This is a genomic window from Pelagimonas sp. (assembly GCF_058892305.1).
In genome coordinates, this window is record NZ_JBZXVN010000017.1 from 1 (window position 1) to 26,414 (window position 26,414).

Annotated in this window: 20 protein-coding genes and 2 pseudogenes; 6 read left to right on the top strand and 16 right to left on the bottom strand. The window is 55.5% G+C overall.

Going from position 1 to position 26,414, the window contains the following annotated elements:
* Positions 1-68 precede the first annotated feature (68 nt).
* The 6 genes and pseudogenes from AC5EFR_RS06555 to AC5EFR_RS06580 all read right to left on the bottom strand — a co-directional run.
* Positions 69-344 carry a putative quinol monooxygenase gene (locus AC5EFR_RS06555; protein ID WP_493575077.1) on the bottom strand — a complete coding sequence of 92 codons (276 nt, stop codon included), beginning with the start codon at positions 342-344 and terminating at the stop codon, positions 69-71.
* A gap of 10 nt (positions 345-354) precedes the next feature.
* Positions 355-936 (bottom strand): YdcF family protein, encoded by a 582-nt coding sequence (locus AC5EFR_RS06560; RefSeq protein WP_493575078.1) that lies wholly within the window; start codon positions 934-936, stop codon positions 355-357.
* 62 nt (positions 937-998) lie between these two features.
* Positions 999-2,579 carry a glutamine-hydrolyzing GMP synthase gene (gene guaA / locus AC5EFR_RS06565; RefSeq protein WP_493575079.1) on the bottom strand — a complete coding sequence of 527 codons (1,581 nt, stop codon included), beginning with the start codon at positions 2,577-2,579 and terminating at the stop codon, positions 999-1,001.
* Positions 2,580-2,672: 93 nt separating this feature from the next.
* Positions 2,673-3,428: an outer membrane protein gene (locus tag AC5EFR_RS06570; RefSeq protein WP_493575080.1), complete on the bottom strand. Its 756-nt coding sequence runs from the start codon at positions 3,426-3,428 to the stop codon at positions 2,673-2,675.
* Positions 3,429-3,611: 183 nt separating this feature from the next.
* Complete coding sequence (locus AC5EFR_RS06575) at positions 3,612-4,145, bottom strand: NUDIX hydrolase (protein WP_493575081.1); 534 nt, start codon at positions 4,143-4,145, stop codon at positions 3,612-3,614.
* Positions 4,146-5,017: 872 nt separating this feature from the next.
* Positions 5,018-5,167 (bottom strand): annotated as a pseudogene (locus AC5EFR_RS06580) (transposase); the annotation flags it as partial.
* 11 nt (positions 5,168-5,178) lie between these two features.
* Here AC5EFR_RS06580 and AC5EFR_RS06585 point away from each other — a divergent pair.
* Positions 5,179-5,684, top strand: a pseudogene (locus AC5EFR_RS06585) (transposase); the annotation flags it as partial.
* A 221-nt stretch (positions 5,685-5,905) separates the two neighbouring features.
* Here AC5EFR_RS06585 and AC5EFR_RS06590 read toward each other — a convergent pair.
* Together AC5EFR_RS06590 and AC5EFR_RS06595 are read right to left on the bottom strand one after the other, a co-directional pair.
* A complete protein-coding gene (locus tag AC5EFR_RS06590) occupies positions 5,906-7,786 on the bottom strand; it encodes a sensor histidine kinase (RefSeq protein ID WP_493575082.1) in 1,881 nt (626 codons plus the stop codon).
* A 19-nt stretch (positions 7,787-7,805) separates the two neighbouring features.
* Positions 7,806-8,453 (bottom strand): response regulator, encoded by a 648-nt coding sequence (locus AC5EFR_RS06595; protein ID WP_493575083.1) that lies wholly within the window; start codon positions 8,451-8,453, stop codon positions 7,806-7,808.
* A gap of 354 nt (positions 8,454-8,807) precedes the next feature.
* On the opposite strand from AC5EFR_RS06595, the gene AC5EFR_RS06600 reads away from it, so the two are divergent.
* Both AC5EFR_RS06600 and AC5EFR_RS06605 read left to right on the top strand, forming a co-directional pair.
* Positions 8,808-12,878 carry a beta strand repeat-containing protein gene (locus tag AC5EFR_RS06600; RefSeq protein WP_493575084.1) on the top strand — a complete coding sequence of 1,357 codons (4,071 nt, stop codon included), beginning with the start codon at positions 8,808-8,810 and terminating at the stop codon, positions 12,876-12,878.
* A gap of 330 nt (positions 12,879-13,208) precedes the next feature.
* On the top strand, positions 13,209-13,442 hold the full coding sequence (locus AC5EFR_RS06605; RefSeq protein WP_493575085.1) for a hypothetical protein: 234 nt from the start codon (positions 13,209-13,211) through the stop codon (positions 13,440-13,442).
* A 222-nt stretch (positions 13,443-13,664) separates the two neighbouring features.
* On the opposite strand, the gene AC5EFR_RS06610 is transcribed toward AC5EFR_RS06605, so the two are convergent.
* From AC5EFR_RS06610 to AC5EFR_RS06635, 6 genes are all read right to left on the bottom strand, one after another.
* Positions 13,665-14,297: a tyrosine-type recombinase/integrase gene (locus tag AC5EFR_RS06610; RefSeq protein ID WP_493575086.1), complete on the bottom strand. Its 633-nt coding sequence runs from the start codon at positions 14,295-14,297 to the stop codon at positions 13,665-13,667.
* Between the two features lie 233 nt (positions 14,298-14,530).
* On the bottom strand, positions 14,531-16,207 hold the full coding sequence (locus tag AC5EFR_RS06615; protein WP_493575087.1) for a hypothetical protein: 1,677 nt from the start codon (positions 16,205-16,207) through the stop codon (positions 14,531-14,533).
* 1,108 nt (positions 16,208-17,315) lie between these two features.
* Complete coding sequence (locus AC5EFR_RS06620) at positions 17,316-18,155, bottom strand: hypothetical protein (protein ID WP_493575088.1); 840 nt, start codon at positions 18,153-18,155, stop codon at positions 17,316-17,318.
* 339 nt (positions 18,156-18,494) lie between these two features.
* Positions 18,495-18,881 carry a hypothetical protein gene (locus AC5EFR_RS06625; RefSeq protein WP_493575089.1) on the bottom strand — a complete coding sequence of 129 codons (387 nt, stop codon included), beginning with the start codon at positions 18,879-18,881 and terminating at the stop codon, positions 18,495-18,497.
* 102 nt (positions 18,882-18,983) lie between these two features.
* On the bottom strand, positions 18,984-20,144 hold the full coding sequence (locus AC5EFR_RS06630; protein ID WP_493575090.1) for a carboxymuconolactone decarboxylase family protein: 1,161 nt from the start codon (positions 20,142-20,144) through the stop codon (positions 18,984-18,986).
* 57 nt (positions 20,145-20,201) lie between these two features.
* The gene (locus tag AC5EFR_RS06635; RefSeq protein ID WP_493575091.1) at positions 20,202-20,903 is read right to left on the bottom strand and encodes a DUF2270 domain-containing protein; all 702 of its coding nucleotides are present in this window, start codon (positions 20,901-20,903) and stop codon (positions 20,202-20,204) included.
* A gap of 161 nt (positions 20,904-21,064) precedes the next feature.
* Between AC5EFR_RS06635 and AC5EFR_RS06640 the strand changes: the two genes are divergently transcribed.
* Positions 21,065-22,606, top strand: coding sequence for a trimethylamine methyltransferase family protein (locus AC5EFR_RS06640; RefSeq protein ID WP_493575092.1), 1,542 nt, complete (start codon positions 21,065-21,067; stop codon positions 22,604-22,606).
* An 83-nt stretch (positions 22,607-22,689) separates the two neighbouring features.
* On the opposite strand, the gene AC5EFR_RS06645 is transcribed toward AC5EFR_RS06640, so the two are convergent.
* Complete coding sequence (locus tag AC5EFR_RS06645; RefSeq protein ID WP_299924695.1) at positions 22,690-22,986, bottom strand: DUF6477 family protein; 297 nt, start codon at positions 22,984-22,986, stop codon at positions 22,690-22,692.
* 233 nt (positions 22,987-23,219) lie between these two features.
* On the opposite strand from AC5EFR_RS06645, the gene AC5EFR_RS06650 reads away from it, so the two are divergent.
* A complete protein-coding gene (locus tag AC5EFR_RS06650) occupies positions 23,220-24,350 on the top strand; it encodes a DUF6456 domain-containing protein (protein WP_493575093.1) in 1,131 nt (376 codons plus the stop codon).
* Between the two features lie 83 nt (positions 24,351-24,433).
* Here AC5EFR_RS06650 and AC5EFR_RS06655 read toward each other — a convergent pair whose 3' ends face one another.
* A complete protein-coding gene (locus AC5EFR_RS06655; RefSeq protein ID WP_493575094.1) occupies positions 24,434-24,979 on the bottom strand; it encodes a peroxiredoxin in 546 nt (181 codons plus the stop codon).
* Between the two features lie 274 nt (positions 24,980-25,253).
* On the opposite strand from AC5EFR_RS06655, the gene lipA reads away from it, so the two are divergent.
* A complete protein-coding gene (gene lipA, locus AC5EFR_RS06660; protein ID WP_493575095.1) occupies positions 25,254-26,204 on the top strand; it encodes a lipoyl synthase in 951 nt (316 codons plus the stop codon).
* Positions 26,205-26,414: the final 210 nt, after the last annotated feature.

Genomic DNA, 26,414 nt, shown 5'->3' on the forward strand with positions numbered 1-26,414 from the left:
GGCGCGGTTTTTCACATCCTGCGCCTATAGGCAAATTCATAATCTGCAAGATCGTTATGAATTTGGCGCTAAAGACCGCGAATTTTGTAGTCGCGCGGGATACCTTGGGTGATGCGCCCCCAATCAGAGGACTTTACGCGCGCCTGATGGGTTTCAAAGGCGGCTTTGTCCTCGAATTCTTCGGATACGTCAAACCGGCCCGGCTCGGTTTGCGAGGCGACAACCTCAAATCGTAGACAGCCGGGTTCGGCGCGGGTCAATTCGATGTGTTCAACCAAGGCGGTCCGAACATCGTCCAAACGCTCCTTTGGCACTTGGATGTATCCCTCTAGGGTGACAGTCATGGATTTGCTCCTAGTGTAAAATAACCACAGCATGTGGAACGTTAAGATGAGATGCGATCCAAAATATAGGAAGCCGTACTGCGTTGAACCATATCGCCAGAGTTTCACGCATGAGCATAGGGATGCCGGGCATAGCCTGTTGCTCTGGAATGTGTGATCGGCTTGGAACCAGCGTGAGGGTTGGTGTGCCGAGCCAATGAAACGACATCCAACTTCTGGGGAGATGGAAGCTGTCTGTGACCAAGAGAATAGATTGCGCGCGCGGGGCCAAAGGCATTGAGAACATGGCGTTTTGAAGGGTGGAATAGGCCTTTGGTTCGATGAGGATGGCACCGTCGGGGACACCGTTTTCACGAGCGACAAGCGCCATCAATGTTGCGGCGTCGGGCTGTCCTTTGGGACCAGCACCGGTAAAGATTATTTTGGAGGCCTTGCCATGCACATACAGTCGGGCACACGTTTCGGCGCGTTGGATTGAAAACCGGCCCAAGTTCCCGCTGGCGCTGACGCCCGCACCGAGGCAGACAATCATATCGCTTGATGGCACGTCCTTTTCATCGGTCCAAAAATCACCAAAGGTCCAAACCGACACTGCCGCAAATGTCGCAAGAAAAAGGCCGGACCCGATAAGGCCCAGCCTGATTATGACGCGACTTATTCCCACTCAATCGTGCCCGGAGGCTTGGAGGTGATGTCATAGGTGCAGCGGTTGATGCCTTTGACCTCATTGATGATCCGAGTCGCGGTCTCACCAAGGAACTCGTGGCTAAACGGATAGTAATCCGCCGTCATACCGTCGACACTTGTTACTGCACGCAGGGCACAGGCGTAGTCATAGGTGCGGCCATCGCCCATCACACCGACGGTGCGCACCGGCAGGATGGCAACGAAGGCTTGCCAGATGTCATCATAAAGCCCGTGCTTGCGGATCTGGTCGATATAGATCGCATCCGCCTCGCGCAGGATTTCAAGCTTTTCGCGGGTGATTTCACCGGGGCAACGAATGGCAAGGCCCGGTCCAGGGAAGGGGTGGCGACCGATAAAGGACGCGGGCAGGCCAAGTTCGTGACCCAAGGCGCGGACCTCGTCCTTGAACAGCTCGCGCAGCGGCTCGACCAGTTTCAGTCCCATCTTCTCAGGCAGGCCACCCACATTGTGGTGCGATTTGATTGTCACCGACGGACCACCGGAAAAGGAGACCGATTCAATCACATCGGGGTAAAGCGTCCCTTGGGCAAGGAACTCGGCCCCGTCGATTTCATCGGCGTATTTCTGGAAGACGTCAATGAACAGCTTGCCAATGATTTTGCGCTTGGTTTCGGGGTCGGACTGACCGTCCAACTCACCCAAGAACAGATCGCTTTCATCGGCATGAATGACGGACAGGTTCATGTTGTCGCGGAACATGCCAACGACTTCTTTGGCCTCATCCTTGCGCAGCAACCCGTGGTCAACAAACACACAGGTCAGCTGATCACCAATGGCTTCGTGCAGGAGCGCCGCGGCGACCGAGCTATCAACACCGCCAGAAAGGGCACAGATAACTTTTTTGTCGCCAACCTGTTCCTTGAGCTTGCCGATCATCTCTTCGCGGTAGGCACCCATGGTCCAATCGCCCGCGAATCCAGCCAATTTGACGAAGTTTTCGTACAGTTTGGCCCCGTTGGGGGTGTGATGTACCTCGGGGTGGAATTGCACGGCATAGAAGTTGCGCGCCACATCAGCGGTGATCGCATAAGGGGCGTTGGGCGAGGTGCCGTAGACCTCAAAGCCGGAGGCCAACTCGCTGACGTGGTCGCCATGGCTCATCCAGACCTGTTCGCGATCCTGATCGGATTGGAACCAACCGTCGAGAAGCGGAAGCGATTTCACCGATGGGGTCACATAGGCGCGGCCAAATTCGGCGGTGCCTTGGCCGCTTTCGACCTTGCCGCCGAGCTGATGCATCATGACCTGCTGGCCATAACAGATGCCAAGGATCGGTACGCCGAGGTCAAAAATTTCCTGCGGGGCACGCGGGCTGCCGTCGCGGGTGACGCTATCTGGGCCACCGGAAAAGATGATCGCCTTGGGCGACATCTCGTGGACCATATCCATGGTCACGGCCTGATAGGGGTGGATTTCGCAATAGACGTTCAACTCACGCAGGCGGCGCGCAATCAACTGCGTCACCTGAGAGCCAAAGTCGATGATTAAGAGGCGGTCATGCCCGGAGGATTTTGAGGTGCTGGTCATGCGTCCTAATAGGCAGCAACGACCAGAAGTGCAATATAGAAGGCTGGCTGGTGAGAGCTTGTCCAAGAGACAAACAGCCCTTTTTTTTCCGCGCTAGAAGCGAAGGATTGTCGTTAGCTCAATTGAGTGCAGACCGATTTTGAAGTCACTCAGCCCGAGCTGCGTAAAATCGGATTTCAATTTTGTGTCCCTTTCCTGGAAGTCGTATGTCAGAATGCTTCCCCGGAGCGAGAATTTTGGTGAAAAAGCGTGTTCTACACCGATGCCATAGACGCCGCCGGTAAATGTTTCGCTGCCTTTCAGGTTAAAAATCGTTTCTGGAAACCCAGTGGCGCGGATTGCAGCGGGATCGTATATCAGGCCGGTGGATACATCTGCTTGGACAATGCCCAGAGTTGTAAATGCCAAGGTTTTGGGGCCAGTCAAGATGCCTAGCCTTGCGCGTAACGAGGCTTGTTTTTCTATCGCAGCTTCGCACTCCAAAGAAATATTAGGATTCTCGAGGCAGCTCGCTTTGCCTGAAACATCTTGATTGGAAATGGCCAGTTCAATTCCGTAGATCAGTTTTTCGCGTTGCCAGTTATGACCAATAACGAGGCCAACGCCCGAACCGGACCAACTGCCGTCGCCTGAGGGAAACCGAATGGATGGCGCAATCTTCAATCCAGCCGAATGATACCCTGTGTTTTTTGCGAAAATGAGACCGCCATAAAAACCACTCCAATCCGTGCTAGGTGCTATGGCGGTCGTATTTTGTGTGTCCCCGGAGAATTCGCCTGCCACCGCAGTCGTTGCCAGAAAGGTGGCCGTCAAAACGGTTGCGGCTGCGGTTGCAATCTGAGGTTTCATCCGGAAAACACCTTGATAATATGAACAATTTCTTGCGGCTTATCAGGGACGAGATGGAATAAAAACGGGCGCATAAAAGTACGAAATTTTCCTGTGTTTTAACGGCAACCAATGGAATGATCGCGCAAAGACGGCCACCGATTGCGGTAGGGCAAACCTTGGGCGATCTCAGCTTTGCCCGTTCTACTTGGCAAGAAGACGCTCGGCCAAGCCAGTTGGGTACAATTGCGTGCGTCCAGCCAAGGCTTTGGGCAGGGAGATCCATTTGGCGTGCAGTTCGATGCCGTCTTGTTCGGCAAAGGCCACGAGGTCGGCTTTGTAAATGTCGGGATTGGCAAAACGCGCCGCGTAGATCATCACAATTTCATGGCCGGTCTCACCGTGATGGGTAAAGAGGTTTTCCATGACCCCGATGTGGTGAATGTCGGTGATTTCTTGGCCGGTTTCTTCTTGGAGTTCGCGAGCAAGCGCATCAATGGCGCGTTCGCCAAATTCGATGCCGCCGCCAAGCGGGCGCCAACCTTTGATTTGGCCGTTATCGTCATAAACCGGACCAGCAAGGATGTGATCACCGCGGCGTATGATGGCGATGCTCAGAACGCGGAGTCGTTGTGCGGGCCGCCATGGGGGCGGAGTTTGAGCAACTTTGGGGCGCGGCCCCTTGTCACCATGATGGTCACAGCCACAACCCGAACCGCAAGACTGATCATGTGCCATAACTTTCCCCCGTTGATCCTAACCCTTATGTGACGCGCACTGGCCCATTTGACAACGGCGGACAGACCACTCCCCTTTGAAAAAGTTCTATTTGATCTGAAAAGGGTAGGACCCATTGAATTGGAGAACCCAGTGTTTTGGCGAGCCACGTTTATCACCGCCGCCCGAAAGAAAGGTGTGACTTTGCATTCAAATTGTTCGGATGGCGTCGCCGAGATCTACAGCGATGTTGGAACACTCCAATCGCAGAGGTTTCCGGCAAGGTTCAGAAAGCCAAGAAACGCATAAATCGACAGGCTGCGAAGCATGGGGTTGGGAGGAGGGCCTCTGTCGCCAGCAAGCAAGCAAGCTTGGGCAGCTGATAGTGTTTTCACCACAGCCGCCACCGGAGGATGCCACGCGCGCGATCTTGTCGGGAGAAGCGAGTTAAGAAAGAGCAAAATGCCCATAAACCGGCGCATTCTGTCAGAAGGGTTTGGTGACTTCACATCTTCCCACAAGGCAAGAATAGGAAAAGGCATACGCAGCTTGGGTCACAGTTTTACAACGGCTACAAAGGCAATGACGGGCGCGGCGTTGCGGGTATTGGAATGCGACTTCTCAAATGTCGGCTGAGCGGACAAAACGGCCTTCCATTGCACATACGTCAATGTCCGGACTGACGAACCCAACGCACAAAACTACCCAAATTGAAAAATTTAGGCACACCCCATTTTAAAAGAAGAAACGTTCGTCATCAGATCGAGCCAACGAACTGGTCGCTCGGACACAAGTATCTAATGCACGATCATAGCCCGGCCCAAAACACCTCCCGTCATCCCTGACGGCACGCTCAGCCATTGAAAGGAGCCCGGAACAGCTAAAGTCAGGACTCATAGCGAGGAAACAACGAGAGCGGCGAGTGCGATGGCTGAGAGGAAGACCTTGGGGCCGCGGTCGTCGCGCGTCGCAACTTGCCGCCAGTCCTTCAGCCTACCGAACATGACCTCGATCCTGTTGCGTCGTTTGTAACGCCGCTTGTCCACTTCCCGCCATGTTACCGGAGTTGCTTAACCAAATTGCGCCTGACCAGGACATCGGATCGGTCACAGCCGGCGGGCTTATGACACTCGCAAATGTCACGACGCCAGTGCCAGTCGCATCGCTCATGCCGTTATCCCCCCGCGCAAGAATGCCAAGTCGTGGAAACCCACGAGCACAGGTGCTATCGCCCGGATCGAAGCCGGCAATGCGTCGCGATCTCTGGGCCGGGCCATCTGGCGACGATGGAGCGGATACCGCCGCCGAAGCCGCGTTGAAAACCTATCGGGACATTGCTTTACAATGCCCTGCCGGTCAGCGGATGAACTGCATCAAACGTCTTGGTCCCCCCTGATGCCCAGAAACTTTGACCGGCAGGTCGCGGAAATCTCGGTCCGCGTCGTGGTGCTCAATTGCAACACCGCTCATAGCATCCCCGTCACAGAGCCCAAAGGGCAAGTCTGTCCGGGAAAGGGGAAGTCCGCGCACACCCCGGCTTGTGCAACAAGTCCTACTTGAGACACACAATCCTCTTCATTTTAAGGACAATCGTGAGAATGCATTGGCAGATTGGCATGCTCCTGCGCCCGAAAGCATCGTTCCAATGTACCAGAGGCCGACGATGCATTGTCAAACAAATCGGACCACTCGATGGGGGCTCGCCACCGATTAGAGGCGGGGAGGCGTTTAACGATATTCTATGTTTGGAAGATCTCTCGGCAGGCAAATCGGAACGACGATTAGTTTCCAGCCTCGTGAGGATGGGCATCCGTTCGTACATATGGGAACCACAAACGTACAGTCGTACCGCTGCCAGGTTGGGCATGGCAGAAGAATGCGCCATGAAGGGAATGCGCGCGTGATCTGATGTTGTTCAGACCCTTTCCCTTGTTCGCCTGTTCGACTTCGAAGCCATCGCCATTGTCGGCGACAAAGGTGGAGATGCCTTCGACACCGTTGTGTTTGCTTTCGTAGCAACCAATTCGCATCTCGGTCGCATTTGAATGGGCGAGAATATTGCTGATCGCCTCGTTGTGGATGCGCAAGACATGCAATGCATTGGTTGCGTCAAGCCATGTCAGAGGTCTGCAGTCTTCAACCTCCCATTTGCATGTGATTCCGGCATCAGCAAGGTCTCGGGCCATACGGTGGCGCAGATTGCCGATAAGCGCGACGAGGTCACCCTCAATCGGTTCAAGGGAATCCACCGTGAGTTTGAGGTCCCCCAGGGCCCGTTTTAAAACGTCGATTGTCGTGTTGGATTGGTCTTGTTGTCGGGCGACCGCCAAAGCGGTTGTCAGATTGGACCCGATGCCGTCGTGCATCTCTTGCATCAAGCGGGCGCGTTCGCTGGTTAATGCCTGATCCACAAGCAGTTCGCGCCGCATCGCCTCACTTGCCATAAGTTCAGCCCGGGTGTCTGCAACGCTTTGCTCAAGCACCGATTTCGATCTTCCCAAGTCTTCGAATGCCTCAAGAACCCGCTTGCCAAAAGACACCAGAAAAATTGCAATATAGACCGGACCGCAAAAGACAGCATAATACGTCGCGTGGCCGTCGCCACCATAACGCAAAAGCATCACGACGTCATGAATGCTTGCGAAAGGCATCAAGAGCAGGCCAAAACCAAGTGCCCCGCGTTCAAGATTGCGATGACGGTATATGTCAAATGACGCGACAATCGCGACCATGCATAGGATAATCGTGGTCGCAATATACACGTAGGTGCTGCTCAGCGCAAAAATAACCTTGGTACAGGTGACAACTGCGCCCAACAGGAACATGCCTGCAATGATCCGGTTGCGATAGGGGAATTTAATGTAGCAAAGGTAAAACGCGGCTGTTGCTGCCATCGCGAAATAGGTCGAATGAACAGACACAATTGCGTGCAGAGAGTAGTTATATGGGATTGCATCGGAATAGTACTGATGGTTGCGCACAAACCAAAGTACGCCCGAGAGCGAGAGCCACAACAGTTCCATTTCGTTCTTGCGGGCGAACCAAAGTGCAAACACCAAAAAAGAAACCGCAAGCATCGCAAAACTTGCGGCTATGGGTGCTGTCATGTGCCAGAAGTATCGGGATTTGTAGTGCGTCACCAAGGTGCTATTCGACCCAATTAGCACCCGTCCAATTCCAACCGACTTTCGGGACAACGAATGGACCAGAATTTCGTTTAGACCAGGTGTTAGAATGCTGTCGGACACGGGGATCAGGAAGGGACGATACCAGGGGTTCATCTGGTCGCTGGTTTCGGCATAGTTCCGAAATATGTCGGTTCCGTTGACCGAGACAGAGAAATTTCCCCGCATCCCAATGACGTAAATTGCAGTCGGGCCGGGGCCAATATCCGCCCGCTCGACATAAAAGCGGCCGCCCATCGTATGGTAGTCACCAGGACGTTGCCCGGCCCTATTGTCACGGTTCATGTTGGGATTGGTGTCAGGTTCCCACTGGGTCAAGGGCAAATCCATGCCGGCCGTGATCACGTATTCCCCGTCCAGAAACTCGATCACGTCTCCGTTTGAAAATGCGGGGACCTGGGTGCGGCTGGCAGTTTGCGCTAGGGCGATGCCAACCCAGCAGGCGCTCAGGCACAAAAAGAGCAGGGTTGTTTTCATGCTAGTTCGTGCGCCCGCGCTAACGATTTGACAGAAGACCTTTGGAAGACGCCTCAAATAGGGCCTCGGTACGGTTGTTCACTTCGAGTTTGCGATAGATGTTTTTGATATGCGTGCCAACCGTATTGCTGGAAATCTTCAACACGCCTGCACAGTCGGAATTCGACAAGCCGCGCGACAAAAGGTTCAAGACTTCGTATTCCCGTTCCGTCAAGGGGGCCGCCAATGGTGGCGTGTCGTCGGGCCGGTCAGGCGGGATCTGTTTCAGAAGCTGGCGCGCAATGATCGGACTGATGGGTGAGCCGCCCTTGCGAATGTTACGAATGGCCTCGATGCAGTCTTCGATCCGCTCATCTTTGAGCAGGTATCCCCGCGCCCCGGCGCGCACCGCATTCAGTACGTTCTTTTGATTGGCGAACATTGTGATCACAAGAATATCGGTGTCGCGCCCTGTTTGTGACTCTCGCCGGATCAGATCAATGCCGCTGCCATCGGGCAGGCCAAGATCACACAGCAGAACGTCGTATCCCCCAGCGTCAATCATGATGGATGCTGCGGCCACATTGTCAACCTTGCCCGCCAGGCGCATGTCACCACTGGCATCAATGGCATCGCACAGGATGCCACGCATGACGGGATCGTCTTCTATAACAGCGACACGGATCATCAACTCTCCTTCTTGATGCTCAGCACCCTACCAGTTCTGTACCTTAATGTCCTGCCAATACAGTCCGCGCGTCTGAAATTTGCAAACGTATCATTGCCCTAAATCCGATGACCGGATGTGAGTTGTGGCTATCGACAATAGTCTGACCGATAAGGAGCCTACGTCTGTCACGCTATCACCTTTTCAGGTGATAGGCGGGGTCTCAGATACCCACTAACCAACTCCTCGGACACATGCGCGCGACAGGTTTGTCTCGCGCAAAAGCATAGGAATGGCCACGGAACACGCGCGTTTTGCTTCGTGCGTCCGGCCGCTTGGAAAACGCCCTCTATGGGGGCGTAAAGGAGAAGAGACATGACTACGACAACACCGACCACGGTCACCGGCTTCCAGAACATCAACACCACAACGGCCAATGCCAGCGCGCTGGAAAGCGTCATGCTGAGCGATGGCACTTACATCATCGTCTACTCCGTAAGCGGCGACACAAACGGTTCGAATCTTGTGGCCCGGAATGTTGACGAACTCGGCAACCTGATCGGCGATGAGATCACGCTGGCCTCGAGTGCGTCGGGCGGCGGTATCGACTTCTCCATCACGGCGCTCGAGAATAATCAGATCGCGCTGGCCTTCGAAAATGGTGGCGAGATTCAGGTTCAGTCCATCACGATTTCCGATGGCGTTGCTACTGCAGACCCTGCGCTGACCCAAAACATTGTGACCGCTGGTGCAACGCTCCGAGAGCCCAGATTGACGGGAGACAGCCTTGAAAATTTGACGCTGCACTTTACGGAAACGGTCGGCGGCACCGTCAGAATCGTTGAACACCGCGATGTCGCCGGTGGCATCTTCAGCGCGACAAACACCATCTTTTCGACCGGCGGTGAATCTGATGCGGATCTTGTCAGTGCACGACTGGCAAACGGCAACACCGTCGTCGTCCTTGACGATGACGGAAATGGCGGAAGCAGAAGCTGGGATGTTGTGATCACCGCACCCGACGGCACCGTGGTGAACACCTTTGTACATTCGACAAATGGCGGATCCATGTCCGACCCGGATGTTACGGCCCTTGCCAATGGTGGCTTCGTTATCGCCTTTCGGTCATCCGATAGCGACCAAGACGTATACACGCGCACCTACAACGCGAACGGTGGCACAGTTGGTGGTTTTTCCGGAGTCACCGAGACTGGCAACGCGTCGGATAGAAACTCCGACCCACAAATGATAGGCCTTCCTACCGGCGGGTATATAATCGTCTACGTCGATGATCGCGAAGACGGGCTGCAAATGCGGCGCCGCGACGACAGCGGTGTCACCGTAGGCAATGAAATTGAGATCCTACAGGGGTCGATCTTCTCGGAAGTCTCTCTGGCACTTCTGGAGGACGGCCTGATTGCCGTGTCGGCCACCGATGGAAATGGCAATGTCTTCACCTCGACCTTTGCGTTTGAGTCCGACAGGACATTCGAAGGGACAGATGGGAATGACACGTTCAACGCAACGGTTGGCGACGATCTGGTGATTGCCTCCAGCGGCGACGACGACATCGATGGTCGAAACGGCGTGGACACAATTTCCTTTGCGGCCAGTGCGGCTGCCGTGGACGTTGACCTGAATGTGAACAGCGCAACCGGGGACGCTCTGGGCAACGACGTTTACACAAACTTCGAAAACATCATCGGGTCGGCCTTTGGCGACCGTCTGTCTGGTGATGGCGGCGCAAATACCATCCTGGGCGGTGACGGGGATGATGTGATCAATGGCCGGGGCGGCGAAGACAGCATCGACGGCGGCGCAGGCAATGACACACTCAGCTTTTTTGGAGACGCTGATTTCGGGATTACGGCCAATCTTTCCACCGGCGAAGCCAGCAATGATGATGCCGAAGTCGATGTCTTTTCAGGATTTGAAAACCTTCGGGGCAGCTCAGCGTCGGACAGTCTGACCGGTGATGACCAGGCCAACGTGATCGAAGGGGGAGGCGGCGGTGACACTATTAGGGGCGGTGCAGGTGATGATACGATCTTTGCCGGGCTTGCAGAGGTAGGTCAGGCAATTGTGACGGCGGGCCTCACCGTCATAGATGGCCAAGAGGGCAACGATTCAATCATAGGTGCCGGGACCGGCGACCAGCTGCTAGGCGGTGAAGGCAACGACATCATCAACGGCGAGGGTGGTGATGACCATATAATCGGCGGCAGCAACGATTTTGCCGATTCAGCCAAGGAAGACGACGACCTTTTGAGCGGCGGCAATGGCCTTGACACCATCGAAGGCGGCAATGGCGAGGACACGATCAATGGTGACGCAGGAGACGATGACCTCGCTGGGGATCGCGGCGATGACCTGATCAGCGGTGGCCTTGGGAACGACGGCGCGTCCGGCGGTGAAGGCCGTGATACGATTGACGGTAATGACGGCGATGACGACCTTTCAGGCGGCGCCGATGACGACGTTGTGCGGGGTGGTACCGGACAAGACACCCTCACCGGTGATAGTGGCGATGACGCGATTTTCGGGGACGAAGGGGACGACGTTGTTTCGGGGGGATCCGGAGACGATTCTCTCTTTGGCAATGATGGAGACGACGAGCTGCGCGGAGAATCCGGGAACGATTCTCTCATCGCCACGGACGACGGTAACAACACGGTGTCCGGCGGCGACGGCAATGACACTATCCTTGGCGGCAGCGGACAGAGCGACCTCTCTGGGGGGGCTGGCGATGACAGCGTAACTGGCGGTGTTGGTGGTGAACTGATCTTTGGCGGCAGCGGGAACGACCTACTTGGCGGTGGTGGCGGCGACGACACCATACAGGGGGATGCCGGCGATGATGACATCGACGGCGGGGTCGGAGACGATGAGATTTCAGGCGGCTTCGGCGATGACAGTGTCGATGGCGGCGACGGTCAGGACAGTCTTGACGGCAGCGACGGCGATGACCTGTTGTTTGGGCGCGCAGGCAACGACACTATTGATGGAAGTGCGGGTGGCGACACACTGATCGGCGGTCTGGGTGCTGATGCGTTGAACGGTGGGTCTGGTGTCGATGTGGCCGACTATTCCGGGTCTGCTTCGGGTATCACAGTCCACCTAGGCAACGTCACGGCAAGTGTCGGCGGCGAGGCGCAAGGCGACACCTTCAGCTTTATTGAGAACGTGATCGGCACCAGGTCCAATGACAATATCACCGGTGATGTGGGTCGCAACGAACTCAACGGCGGCGAAGGAAACGACGCACTTGATGGGGGCGCAAATGACGACAGGCTGAACGGGGAAGATGGGGATGACCTGCTGGTCGGCGGTGTCGGGTCAGACACCCTTAATGGCGGTGACGGGATTGATACGGCCCGGTTTGGCAACACGTTCGACAGCTACAGCTTTGACCTGGACTCCCAAGGAAACCTTTTGGTCAGCAATGGCAGCGGTGATACGGATACTGTCAGCAATATCGAATTCCTCGAATTTGTGGACGGGACATTTACGGCAAACGAGGTGTTGGGCATTGCACCGACCAATGGCGATGATGATCTGACCGGGACAGAGAACGCAGACGTAATCGACGCATTGGCAGGTGATGACACGATCTCTGGCGGAGCCGATGACGACCGGTTGCGTGGCGGTGAAGGTAACGACGTGTTGACCGGTGGCACCGGCGAGGACACGCTTGCGGGCAATGACGGCGACGACAATATCCGAGGTGGTGAGGGTGCCGACCATATATTTGGCGGCAACGGTGCGGATGATCTGCGTGGCGATGACGGTGCTGACACTCTCAGCGGCGGCAACGAAGACGACGAGTTGCGCGGCGGAGAAGGCGATGACGAATTGTCCGGTGGCAATGGCGACGACCTGATCGCCGGCAACGCGGGCGATGATGTTGCTACCGGCGGCGCGGGCGCAGATCGGATGTTCGGCGGCACGGGCGGGGACAACCTGCGCGGTGAAGATGACGACGACCGGCTCGATGGCGGCGGCGACAATGACGTTATCCGCGGTGGAAACGGGGCCGACACGATTATCGGCGGCTCTGGTGACGACACCCTGGCTGGCAACAACGGCGATGACCAGATCAGTGGTGGGACAGGCGAAGACCGCATGATCGCTGGTACCGGAACGGATATCCTAACCGGCGGAGCGGACGCGGATACATTCGTCTGGACCAACGCCAACCAAAGCATCCACGGTGCGGACCGAGACACCATCACCGATTTCGAGGACGGGATCGACCAGATCGACCTTTCGGGGCTTGCCGCCGGGCTGAATTTCGTCGGCGCAGCATATACCGGTGCTGCCGGTGAGGTGCGCTACAACGAAGCCATTGGCCGCCTTTATGTCGATCTGGACGGTGACCAGGCCTCGGACTTCTCGATAGATATTAGCGGCGCGCCCATCATTGATGGCAGCGATCTGATCCTATAGGACGTCACGACATCTGTATCTTAGGAGAAGGCCGGCAGCACAACTGACGGCCTTCTTCTTTTATCTGCCGAGATGAAATTGTCTCGGTGGATGACTTGCCTTGTCTCCATGTCGCGCTTGGCTGATACGCGGATGGACTATCGGCAATCTATCTGGATAAGCGGCGTAGCCCAGTCAAAGGAGATCGGTTTGTAGCGGGACTCCCCCATCTTTTTGGGGTCCGCTTGTAGAACAACGTCGCCATTTTCAGTTTCATAACAGGAGTGACCCCGCCGTTGGCCGTGTTGGGCCGCTTTTTGTTGCACGCCCAGAGCCATTTGCAGCCTAGGCTTGCAGATCCTTCATTGTTTAAAAGATGTTTTGATCCGGCCCTTCGTGGCGGACGGTGCGATTGCAACGGTCGCTATACCTGTTTTGCTGCGGCTTTGCTGGCTGGAACTTTTCGATGCGGGCGCCACGCGTCTCAAACCATGTTTTGAGCAAGCCACTGAAATAATCTGGGCCGTAACACCATTGGAAGACGTTGATTTTGAGGCAATTGTTGCCTGCGCAGCGCTCAAATAGCGCAGCAGGTGAACATAGCCGGGTCTCAGGTGTCTACTGTGGTTTTGCAACCAACCACACGTCAAGGGAGACCGACAATGACCGAAGTCAGTATTGTACAGGTCGAACCTGTTAGTGATACCGCTCGCTATAACCAATGTCGGTTAAGCGGGCTGCGATCGCGACAGTCGTTTGCCAAGTTAAATGTCCGGCAAGGGCCGTCCGTTGAGACGGCCCAAGTTGTTATATTTCAATGGCCTCTGCAATCGCAAGGGCATCTTCCAGTTCAACGCCGAGATACCGGACGGTGCTGTCCATTTTGGTGTGCCCAAGTAGCAGCTGGACCGCCCTCAGGTTGCCAGTCTTCTTGTATATCTGTGTAACTTTTGTCCTCCGCATCGAATGCGTTCCGTTTGCGCTGGCCTCCAGACCGATCGACGTGACCCAAACCCAGACGATCCGGGCGTACTGGCGTGTCGAGATGTGCAGACGTTCATGGAACCGACCCAGCCATAGGTACTCCGAGCCGACCATGAGTTCATCTTCCATCCACTTTTCGACAGAGGCGCGTGTGCCTTCGGATATCTCAAATCGCACAAGTTTCTGTGTCTTGCTTTGTAGCACCGATGCCCGTTCTTTGATCTGACCAGACGCCATGACATCGACGACTTTCATCTTCACAAGGTCACATCCGCGCAGTTTGCTGTCGATCGCCATGTTGAACAGCGCGAGATCTCGATGGTTCTCGGCGAGTTCAAGTCGAACACGGATTGCCCAGACATGCTTTGGCTTCAGGGGTCTTTTCTGACCGACGATACGGCCCTTGTTCCAAGCCGGGTGAAGCGCACGAATGGCCGGTAAGTTTGGTGTTTCCATGACTGATCCGCCGATCCGCCATGCCCTCCCACAACGACAACCCGACGTTGACGATCCCACCATATCATAGAATGCTGCGTCGCATCCGAGGTCGGCTTCGAGCCCATACCTTCTAAATGCGGCGGTGTGGCTTAAGGTCTGCTTTTGTGTGAACTATGCAAATTCGATTTGTTCGATGGCGATTGAGAGGTGTTTACTATGAATGGCAATGATCTTCTGAAATACTGTATCCGTTAGGCGAAGGCCGCTTCGACTTCTCCGACCACATCGCGATAGAGGATCTGGGTGGTGTCCAGATTTGCCAGACCCGGTAGGTAGACCTGCAAGGTTGTGTCCCCTGTATACCCCAGTGTGAGGTATTCATCTGCGAAGGTTGCAGACTGAGGTATCCCAAGCGAGGTGTCAACCACCAGGACATCTTCGGCTGGATCAAAGCCGTAAATGCGGGCCAGCAAGAACGGAGTTGCTGGCGAGCTGTCAGGCAATGGTCCAGCCGTCAGGACCTGAAAGCTGTCGGCACCCTCCCCGCCAGACAGGCCCGGATACACAAATCCGTCATTTGCCTCTGTAGTGCTGGCGGTCAACGTGTCGTCACCTGCTTCGCCAAGGGCAAAGCCTCCTTCGTTTACGACGATATAATCATCCCCTGCGCCGCCCCGGAAATCATCTGGTCTGCCGCCATTGAATTCGGCGCGGATTACGTCGTCTCCTGCGCCTCCCCGGATCAGGGCCGATCCTGCGATGTCAATCGTGTCATTGCCCTCTCCTCCCAGGACTAGGCCGCCTCTGTCGAGTTGGATTAGGTCTTCACCCGCACCGCCATCTGTGCGGATCAAATGGCCGCCAACGAGCGTGTCATCCCCATCCGTCCCAGCTAAGGGCAAGTCGAAAGGCGTGTCCTGCGGGTTGTCGATGGGTGTGATTGCAGCAATAACGGGTGCCTCGTCATATGATGCATCACTGACATAGACACTTTGGACGTCCACATCCGTGACGATCAGCGGGGCCGCAATCCGGGTGTCTTCGAATTCTTCGTCGACATAATTCGCGACATACCCACCAAGATCCCAGTTGCCCAGGGACGTCATGCCATAATGCTGCGCCAGATGGCCAAGGGTCACTTCGCCGGGGAAGAATTCTTCAACCCAGCCATTGTCGACATCGTCTGGCACGGCGTCCAGATTGTCCGGAAAGGTGACGCCCTCTGGCACATGGTAAAGTTGAAGCGCGACCTCGTAGCCCCGGGCACCATACCCGTGCAGACGGTAATTGGATTCGTGAAGAACCGCGACCACAGAGCCATCCTGATCCGGTCCCAGTTCAACCGTCAGCGTGCCGTCCTCTTCTTCGGTCAGGGTCAAGTCCAGCGTAGAGACACGGGCCTGGTCGGCCTCCTGCAGGGTGACCACATCATCGCCATCGGTATTGGCTTCGACATCAATCACCTCGATCGGAGAGTCTGATACGACCACCGGTGAAGGATTGATATTGGTAACGGTGACGCCATCTGCTAGCTGCAGAACAGATCCCTGCTCCCAGCTTCCCAACAGTTTGAACCCCAGATCCTCTGCCATGTCATCCAGCGTGCGCATTGTGCCGTCACCGCCGTTAATTTCGGTCAGCTCGACCCCCTCGGGCACCAAGTATAGCCGCGCCTGAAGATACTCACCCGCCCCAGTGCCGAGATCCTCGGTATCGGTGTAGTTCACGTACAGCAGGCTGCCGGTTTCACCTTCGCCCAGTTCGACAGAGACAGTTTCACCATCGGTGGATTCGGTGATTGTGGCGCCCAGATCAAGTTCGTCGGGTTCGGTCAGCGGGTCATCTGCTGCGTCCTCATCTGTGCTGCCCCCAATCCCCAAAGAGGCCAACGTTCCGAACAGCAGCAGGGATAGCAAAGCGACAGACATGGCAAAGACTCGCAATAATCAATTTATGCCTGAAGTATTTGCACCAGGGCTCGTTACTGGCAAGGGGGAGTGACGTGAATAAGCGTCATTTTCAACGGAGGCTCACGAAATACTTGGAGGTGAACGCGGATCACGACGATCCAGACTATGGACCGCAATGCTGATGTTCGGTCACCTTTAAAGATGGGATCTTTTTCCGTGCATGGTTTTGCGACAGGCGAAGCCGACTGTTGATCTAGCACTGCGCCCGTTCGAGGAAGAAAAGCAAGGTAGAGGAATTTTTGGCCTGACATTTGCATCATCCTTTGCTTCCAAAATTACCAAGCAAAGCGTCTACAAATCTAGGGGCACCTCATATCTGGTCGATCGAACCAAGTCCCTTCGCGCTTCCATCAGAGGTTATGAACCAAATCCGGGAAGAAACCATGATGAGCTGGAGAGGATAGGTTTTTGAGATGACCGACAGCTCGGTCTTTTCCAATGGTTCGACGTTTTCCTTCGATTTTTTCGAGTACCAAAAGGCTATAGCTTCGACGAGGTGGCGAGGGTTCCTAACCACTCCTACGTAAACGCTGACGGAAAAATTGTTTCAATAAACGAAGATCGAGCAGGGTACATAGAGAAACGAGATGCCGACAACCAAGCCGGAGTCTATCGGGAAAGACCATATTTCATCTGCTTCGCCGACAGCGGGCCTCAGTTTCAATGATGAGAACTCAATCTCATAGCCGACATTGGTGCGACCGGAACCAATGGCTGTTTTGTCCGCAGTCCTTCCCTCTGGCTGTCAATAATGCTGCGACATCTGTTGAACGGCAGGTTTGGTGAAGCTGCAATGCAGCGTGTGGTTGTCCAACCAAAGGCAGGAACGGGCCGGAAGTAACATTGAAGCCAATGGTCGTCACCACTGACGGGTTCGGAAACTGGATGCCACCTCCAAACGCCAGGAGATGAAGCGAACGGCCCGGAGCTGCCGTGCACTGGCATGTTCTACCCAACATCGTAACTTCACCAGAGCAGCCGTTCGTCAAATCGTACCGCATTTTTGATAACTGGATTGACGGGCTGCGGGAGGAGCGGCCGTGCGCTGCGGTTGCACCAATGACCGCTATGCCGCAAAAGTTATCTGGGCAAATTCATAGCGCTCTCTCAGTTCATTAGCCTCGCTTTCGGAAACAGGGATTCCATCAAGCCAAACTCGTCGCAACGATGAAAGCTTTGCTAGTCTTGGCAACACATTCTTTGTTGTCAGCCGCTCTTGGCCATCGTGCCCGCCAATCGACAAGTATTCGAGATTCGGGAGCCCTTCCAAACAGTCTAGGTCGTGCTCGTTCAAGTCCAGCGCCCAAATATCCAGTTCGCGCAACTGCGTCATCTTACAAATTTCTTGTAAACCAGATGGCCCCAATTGCGTTGCGCCAAGATGCAGCTGTTCAATCTTAGAAGATTGTGCCAACTCTTTTGCCATGTCGTCGTCAAGGTTGGATGCCTCGAGGTCTAAATTTTTCAACGAGCTACTTTTGACGAACATCTCTATAGTTTGAGGGCTAACAATAGAGTTTTGAGCGCTCAACGTCTCCAAGTGCCGGAGCTGCGCTATTGCTCTCAAATCGCGGGCGGAAGTCCAACCACTTCTAAAAGTCCGCAATGAGCTTGTTGGATCAATGTCGCAAAGGTTGCCGTGTTTGTGCAGTTCCATCACGTAGATTTCGTGAATTTCCGCCAATGTCAAAAGACGCCGCAATGCCGCCTTGCTCACTGTGCCCCAAAGCAAGACCTCTTTGATTCTGGGCCATTGTGCGAGTTCATCAGCCAACTTTCGGTTGAAAAACGTGTCGCTAGACACTGAAAGCGTTTTGACCTCGTTTTTGGGGGTCCTTGCCCGCATTTTTCTCGGCGTCAGTTTTCCCGAAAGGGAATGATCGTTTTCATTGCTATCTTTGGTCATCAATTTTGCGTAACCGCGGCCGTTGTCTCAGGCAAGAGATTGGTTTCGACAAACCTTTGGAACCCGCCATTCGTGCAACATGCAGTATTTGCGACAATGGGCTCAAAGCCGATATTGGTTGGCAGGCGATGTGCTAAATTGCCTGTCACGCGTGACAGGTGTCCGTATTGGAAAGGTCCTGCCGGCTTACCCAAACGCATAGGACAATGCGCCGCGATGGCACCAACAATGCCGATTGATTGACATGGATGTCGCAGGCGATCGCCCCCACCTTTCAGACGGCGGCGCAAGCGGATACCGATTGGCTCTATGGTTTTGTCTTGTACGCCCAAGCCCTGATCAGGGTTTCTTAGTTGTTCCCATAGAAGGCGCGTTACTTTGCTTCTTGCGCGGGGAGGGGGCCGATGGCGCGACGGCCGGGTTGGTGTTTTGCAAGATCTCTTTGCGCAGGGCGCGGGGGGATGTGTCGCGTGCCTCGTATTCAGCGCAATCATGGGTCTCTTTGTTGCACATAGTGCAATAGGTCTTGTCGCTTTGATCATCCTCAAAACAACACCCGGTCGAGCTTAGGGTTTCTATCGGAAAGCTTGTGGGCACCTGACCACAGACAAACAGGTTCGAGTTGGCTTGGCTGCGGCTGATCGGGGTCCGCTTGGCGGCATAGGCCTCGGAACAAAAAAGCAAAGTGGCGCAGGCAAGTGCGGCGGTTTTGACTAGTTGGGACATGGGACAGGCTTTCCGGGGTAAGAGGAGGGCGCGTGGTCTGCCCCTTACCCTAGAGAGATGGGATGTCACCGATAGTCTGGCATGCCATACCGAGGGTATACCTTACTTGGGTGGAGATTTGTCGTGATCGTCAAACACCTCGAGCGCGGCGTTCAAGGCGTTGATGGCGGCGGGAAAGCCCCCATAGAGCGACATTTGCCAAATGGTTTCTGCGATCTCTTCTTGGGTAAGCCCGGCTTTGAGGCCTCCGGCGATATTAACCTTGAGCTGGGGGGCGGTTTGCCCGCCCAAGGCCGTTAACGCCGCAATGGTAGCAAGATAGCGATCCCGTAGAGGAAGACCGGGGCGGGCGTATTGACGGCCATAGGCGAAATCCACCACGCCTTCGGCCATGCCGGGGATCAAATGGCCATAGCGCGCTTCAAGCGCGGCCTCCATGCCGGGGTTAAGCTCTTCTGATAGCGTGCGGCCGGTTTCGGTGGTGTTGGTCATGGGAATGGTCCTAGGAGAAATAGGTCGTGTGGAACGAGGGTTTGAGCGGAACTTTTGTTTCCTGTGCCCGTCGCCATGTAGGTGAACCTTGGCTCCTGACCAGTCCTGACAAAAAGATTGAACCTGCTGGGCGGTTTCTTCGTCGGGATTAACCACAAAGAAGGTGCGACAGTTATTGGCCGTTGACCGAACAGCCAGTGTCGGGAGGTCAATTTCACCGATCCAGTGATCGACCTCGGCGTCATGCCCGCCTTTAAACCGCGTGTTGTGGTGGTAGATGATGGCGGTTCTATCCTTAGCAAGGGCGCGGACTTCGCCAATCGGAATTTGTTTCGCCAGCTTGTGGTCCCGTCTGCGATCCGGTGTGTCATCAATCATGCCATTGTCGGGATCGGCAAACACAAGGTCGCAGGCGCTCAGCTGTGACTGGAGGGTCTCAAACCATTGGGTACGAAAACTCGATCTGTGCGCCGGGTCCTTGGGGGCAATCAACGGGTCAGAATGAAATTGCGCCCCGAAAAGGCCGCTGTTCTCGATGGCGCGTAAGGATCGGCCTGACGCAACAACACGCTGCAAGGCGTCAAAGAGGCCGGGGTCAAAGGAGCGCCATGTCTCGGATTGATCGAGATACCGAATATGCGCGCCGTCGCTATTGTGCCCTTCATCCGGGTGTAGATACCACGCGACCCCCAATGTGCGATTGGGGACGAGCCGACGAAGGAGCCCAAATTTCACATAGTCGCCAATATCGCCAACATATCTATTTTGCATACCGTCTCACTCTTCAACCTTTTTACTATGGGACCAAGCATTTGCCTGTGTTGGGGTTTATCCCATACTCTCTGACTTCTCGGCTCCGCGTTGTTCACCGCGCGCTATGTCTTCTTGCCACGACCAATAGGCAATACCGGCCCATGTCAGGAGATAGATAACCCCGACACCCATGATGGCCTCTCCGGGGATAGGGCCAATATCGGCCCGCCGCGCCGCTTCGTCAAAGCTAGTGGCGGCGGTGGGGTGAACGGTAAGCTTTCCCGCAAAGGCGAGGGACTGGATAATCAAGATCCAGAGGTAGTTGCGCCGGATACGTCGCCCCACCGCCGTCAAGGTCGACACATGGTAAGTTGGCTTCATATAATCGTCGGCCAGAACCTTCTGCCAGTCTTCCTCGAGATGCAGATCACCATCATAGAGCATGGGGGCGTAGAAATGCGTCTCAAGCCATCGGGCCCGCGCCCGCCAGACGTTGAAATACCGATAGCGCCGCGCCTCGAGCATCAAGAACAGGATGATCAGCACACCGACCAAGACCAAGGGCAGGGGGGAGGCATCGGGAGAGGCAAAGCTAATCGACAAGGCCACGCCCAAGGTGACAACGGCCCAATTGGTGGTTGTGTCGAGCCGGGTCCGCCAAATCGTACTGCGATAGACTTCGCCACGATACAAATGCGCCACCGCGCCGATTTCAGCCGGGGTTAGGGCATTGCGATCCTGCGCATCCATAAATGTCTCCTCCTCAGGAACAAGCATGGTGCCCGAAGGGGGCTAGTGGGTCAAAGACGTTATGGGGATGTCGCCTTACCTGGGCCCAAATGTCGCTTTTGCACTTGGAACGCCGCTAACCTGTGACGCGAGGCGCTGGGCATCGGCTATCACGGACCCCAAGCGAAATTCAGGACGGACACGAACCCATGGCAGAACCAGCGCGCAGACGAACCCGTGGCGGTGGCGGCGCAGCCCGCCGGGCAGAACGCACCGCAGTGAGCATCGAGACCGCCAAATACATCGAACGCAACATCCCCAACTTTGAGGTGTTGAGTGAAGAGGCGTTGGATATCATCGAACACAACGCCGAAACGGTGCTGGAAGAGATCGGTGTGAATTTTGTCGACAACCCCGCCGCGCTTGAGCGGTGGCGCGCCGCCGGTGCCGATGTTCAGGGCGAACGGGTCCGTCTACCGCGCGGATTGGCGCGCAAGCTATGTGCCACAGCGCCAAGCCAATACACCCAACACGCCCGTAACCCGGAGAAGTCGGTTGTGGTGGGGGGCAACAACCTTGTTCTGGCCCCGGTCTATGGGCCGCCCTTTGTGCGCGATGCCGAAGGCGGGCGCCGCTATGCCAAAATGGAAGATTTCAACAAGTTCGTGAAGCTTGGCTATATGTCGAAATGGTTGCACCATTCGGGCGGAACCGTCTGCGAACCGACGGATGTGCCGGTGAACAAGCGCCATCTCGATATGTTGCTGTCGCATATGGTCTATTCCGACAAGCCATTCATGGGCTCGGTCACCGCACCAGAGCGCGCTCAAGACAGCGTCGAGATGTGTGAAATCCTGTTCGGCAAAGAATTCGTTCAGGAAAACACCGTGATGACATCGCTCATCAACATCAACTCGCCCATGCAGTTTGATGATGTGATGATGGGGGCGCTCGAGGTTTATGCCAAGAACAACCAAGCCTGTATCATTTCGCCGTTTATCGTTGGCGGCGCGATGGCTCCGGTGTCGGTTGCGGGCACGTTGACACAGGTCTTGGCCGAGGTTTTGGCCGGTATCGCCTATAGCCAGCTCATCCGGCCCGGTGCGCCGGTGATCTTTGGGGCCTTTGTGTCGTCTATCGACATGGGATCGGGTGCGCCGACCTTTGGCACCCCAGAGGCGTCGCATGTGACCTATGGCGCTGGGCAATTGGCGCGGCGTTTGGGCTTGCCCTATCGCTCAGCTGGGTCGTTCTGTGGCTCAAAGCTCCCCGATGCACAGGCGGCCTATGAGACCGCCAACTCGTTGAACATGGGCCTGATGTCAGGTGTCAACTTTATGCTGCATTCCTGTGGCTGGCTTGAGGGCGGTCTTGTGTCGTCTTTCGAGAAGTTCGTCATGGACGCGGATCAGCTCGGAACGCTGCACGGTCTCGCCAAGGGCGTGCCGATGGATGACAATGCCCAAGCCATGGATGCGATCCGCGAAGTGGGACCGGGGGGGCATTACCTTGGCTGCGCACATACTCAGGCCAATTTCAAAGACGCCTTCTGGAAAACCGAACTGTTTGACTACAAACCGTTCGAGACATGGTCAGAGGAAGGTGGACGCGACACCGTGGCCTTGGCCAGTGCACGGGTGAAATACCTGTTGGACAACTACAAGCAACCAGCTTTGGATCCAGAGATCTATCAGGCTTTGACAAAATACGTCGCCGATAAGAAAGCGTCGATGCCCGACAGCTTTACCTAAAGTCTTGTGTTTCCGGCGGGCGGCCAAGTCTGGCGCGCCCGTCTGGCCCTGTCACGTCCTCTCTGGTATCAGAGGGGGCGTTTTTAGTCGTAGCTGGCCTGGGTTTCGCGCAGGACGCGGGCTTCGCCCATCATCGCCACCAAGATTTCCACATGGCGACTCACGGAATATCCCGAATCGTTTCCGCAGCGGCGATCGTTAAGATCGGCTTCAATTTCCATTAACCTCATAAGCGCCGCGCCGGGGCGTGGAAGGTTACCATATCCTAAAAGTCGATGAAGTTGTGGGTTGCGGCGATAGTCCTGAGCGCCGATGCGTGCGGCCCGAATAAGAAGGCGGGGGCGGCGCAAGTCACTGAGAATGCTAAGTATATCTTTCATTTCTGCTCTCCGAATAACTGTGATTCTGAGGAAACATTCTCACAAGTTGTGCGCTGTTGCGTTGCACAGGTTGTTGGCGTTCGCAGGGGTTAGAAACGTTTATACTTTGGGCACAATGATGGCATTTGTGCGACTTTGTTAACCTAGCAGTAATCTACACACGCCTAGGTTGCGACTTGTCCCTCTGGGGATAAACCTGTGGAAAACGAGCAAATATAACGGGAATACGCGAGATGGGCGAAGCGAATTTGGACAGTGCAGTGATGGGGTTGCCCAAGTGGGTGCCGGACGCGGCGCGTGTCTATCTTGCGCATACCGAAAAGGGGTGTTCAATTCGTGAACTGGCGCGTCAGGCGGGCTGTCATGCCTCGACCGTTCTGCGTCAGGTCCGCCGGATCGAAACACGGCGCGACGATCCCCTTGTTGATGCGGCTCTACGCCATCTTGGTCAGCCGTCCACAGGCAAGTCAGCAGTTTCAAATGTCGCAGCGCTTGACGTCGGAAAGGACAAGAACTTGATGACCGCTGCCCGAGAGACCGTAACCCCGCCTGATGAAACCACCCTGGCGCGTGAAGCGCGTCGCGTTCTGCGACGATTGTGCGAAAGCGGTGCTGTCTTGGCGGTCGCAGCTGAAATGGAAAAGGCCGTGGTGGTGCGCGATACCGGCGAAGGTGGGAGCACCCGAACCGCTGTGGTTGATGCGCCGATCGCCGAGGCCATGGCGTTGCAAGACTGGATCGCCTGTGATGCTCCGGGACGCATTTCACGTTACCGGATCACGGCAACCGGGCGCGCGGCACTCAGCCGTATGGTGGCAGAGCAAGAGAACAAGGTTCGCGGTTTTGCCGAGGCGCAAGCCGGATTTGACACCGGGCGCGCCGCAGAGGCGGCGTTGGAAGAGGTGGAGCGTGACCCGCGCGTACGCAAAGGGCGTTATTTGCTGGCCGAGAGCCCGCTAACGGCCCTGTCTCGCCGCAAAGACAAGGATGGCACACCGTTTTTGTCCGACGCGCTTGTGGCTGCCGGTGAACGTCTGCGTGAAGATTTCGAACTGGCACAGATTGGCCCTCGTGTTGAGCAAAACTGGGATCAGTTTTTGACTGGTGGGGGCAGTCAAAATATGGGACCGGCAAACGGCACCAGCGCAGCGCAGGGCCGGCTACAAGCTGCGCTCAAGGATCTTGGCCCTGGATTGGGCGATGTTGCACTGCGGTGTTGTTGTTACCTTGAGGGGCTGGAAACGACTGAAAAGCATTTGGGCTGGGCGGCCCGGTCTGGCAAAGTGGTTTTGCGGATCGCTTTACAAAGACTGCGTCGCCATTACGAAGAGCTCTCCGCTCATGGCGGTGATCTTGTTGGCTAGGGGCCTGACGTCAAAATGAAGAGCCGTCAAACCGAAAAGGCCCGCCAAAATGGCGGGCCTTTTGTGTGTGCGTTCTAAGTGGCTTAGGCCGCAGAAGACGCTTTCTCTTCGAGGTGCTTCAATAGGTTCTCAGGGGAAGACACGCCGTAAGGGTCTTCGCCATGGTTGTCCGACAGGCCGGGCTCTTCGAACCAAGCTTCGACCTGACCGTCGTTGATGATGGCCGCATAGCGCCAGCTGCGCATGCCGAAACCAAGGTTGTCCTTGGCAACAAGCATACCCATTTTGCGCGAGAATTCACCGGAGCCATCGGGGATCACTTTGACGTTTTCCAGATCCTGCGATTGCGCCCATTTGTTCATGACAAAGCTGTCGTTGACGGACAGGCAGTAGATGTCATCGATGCCGTGCTTGGCGAAATCTGCCGCGCCTTTTTCAAAGCCGGGCAGCTGGTATGTCGAGCATGTGGGCGTAAAGGCACCGGGTAGCGAGAACAGGATGACGCGCTTGCCTTTGAAATAATCTGCGGTGGTCATGTCCTGCCAGCGGAACGGGTTGTCGCCGCCAATGCTTTCGTCACGAACACGGGTGTGGAATGTTACGTCGGGGAGGGTGAAACCAGCTTTCATCGGGCACCTTTGAGAGTTTGGAATGTTTCTAAAAGCGAGGTACCCAAGCGTGCCGCGAGTCGCAAGGGGATATGGCACATTTGCGAGATTGCTTTGACGATGCATGGCGGCAATTCGCTGCACACAAGCCTAATTGCCTATATTTTGCAGCGGCGCAGGGGGAACTCGCTACATTTGGGGATGCGCCGCTGATTTCTCAGCTAAGCTTCACTGGAAAAACCCCCTGCAAGTCCGTATTAGTGACGTAGCGTGAAACCTTCGCGGGGAAAAAACTGTGCGTGATCTCAAAATTCCGTCCGAACGGCATCCTGAAAAGGCGCATCGCCCGGACAATGCCCAGCCAAAGAAGCCATCTTGGATCCGGGTCAAGGCCCCAGGGGGCGAAGGGTATAACACCACGCGCCGCATTATGCGCGAGAATAAGCTCTCGACAGTGTGCGAAGAGGCGAGCTGCCCCAATGCTGGGGAATGCTGGAGCCAAGGTCACGCCACCATGATGATCATGGGCGAGATTTGTACGCGGGGCTGTACCTTCTGCAATGTTGCCACCGGTAAGCCGGACACGCTTGATGCGTTTGAACCGGGACGGGTGGCAGACGCAGTTAATAAGCTTGGCTTGAACCACGTGGTCATCACCTCGGTTGATCGGGACGATTTGGAAGACGGCGGGGCGGAACATTTTGCCCAGACCATCCGCGCCATTCGCCACCGTTCGCCTGAGACTACGATCGAAATTCTGACGCCGGATTTTCTCAAGTGTGATTCATCTGTTTTGGAAATCGTCGTCGAAGCCAGACCGGATGTGTTCAACCACAACCTTGAAACGGTACCCGGCCTATATCCGACCGTGCGCCCCGGTGCGCGCTATTTCCATTCGTTGCGTTTGTTGCAGCGGGTCAAGGAAATGGACCCGTCGATTTTCACAAAATCGGGAATTATGGTCGGGTTGGGCGAGGATCGCCAAGGCGTGAACCAAGTTATGGATGACATGCGGGCCGCCGACATCGATTTTCTGACCATCGGGCAATACTTGCAGCCCACCCCCAAACACCATGTGGTTGATCGGTTTGTGACGCCTGACGAATTTAAGGCCTATGAAACAACCGCCTTTGGCAAAGGGTTCTTGATGGTTTCAGCGACGCCTTTGACCCGATCAAGCTATCATGCGGGTGATGACTTTGCGCGGTTGCGTGCGGCGCGTGAGGCAAAACTGGGCCAAGCGTAAGACATCAAGGCAAGGTCATGTAATCACGGTAAACGGGGGCGGATCATCTTATCGCGCCTCCGTTTTTTTGACGTGGCTGGTGTTACATTATGCGCTTTCGCGCGCATTTTGAGTTGTGTCGATAGGTGACGGCCGTTTGACAGCGGGAGGTGTGTTGATGGGAGTTCGGGATCAGGATTCACCAAAGCAAAATCCTTTTGCTTCAGACCC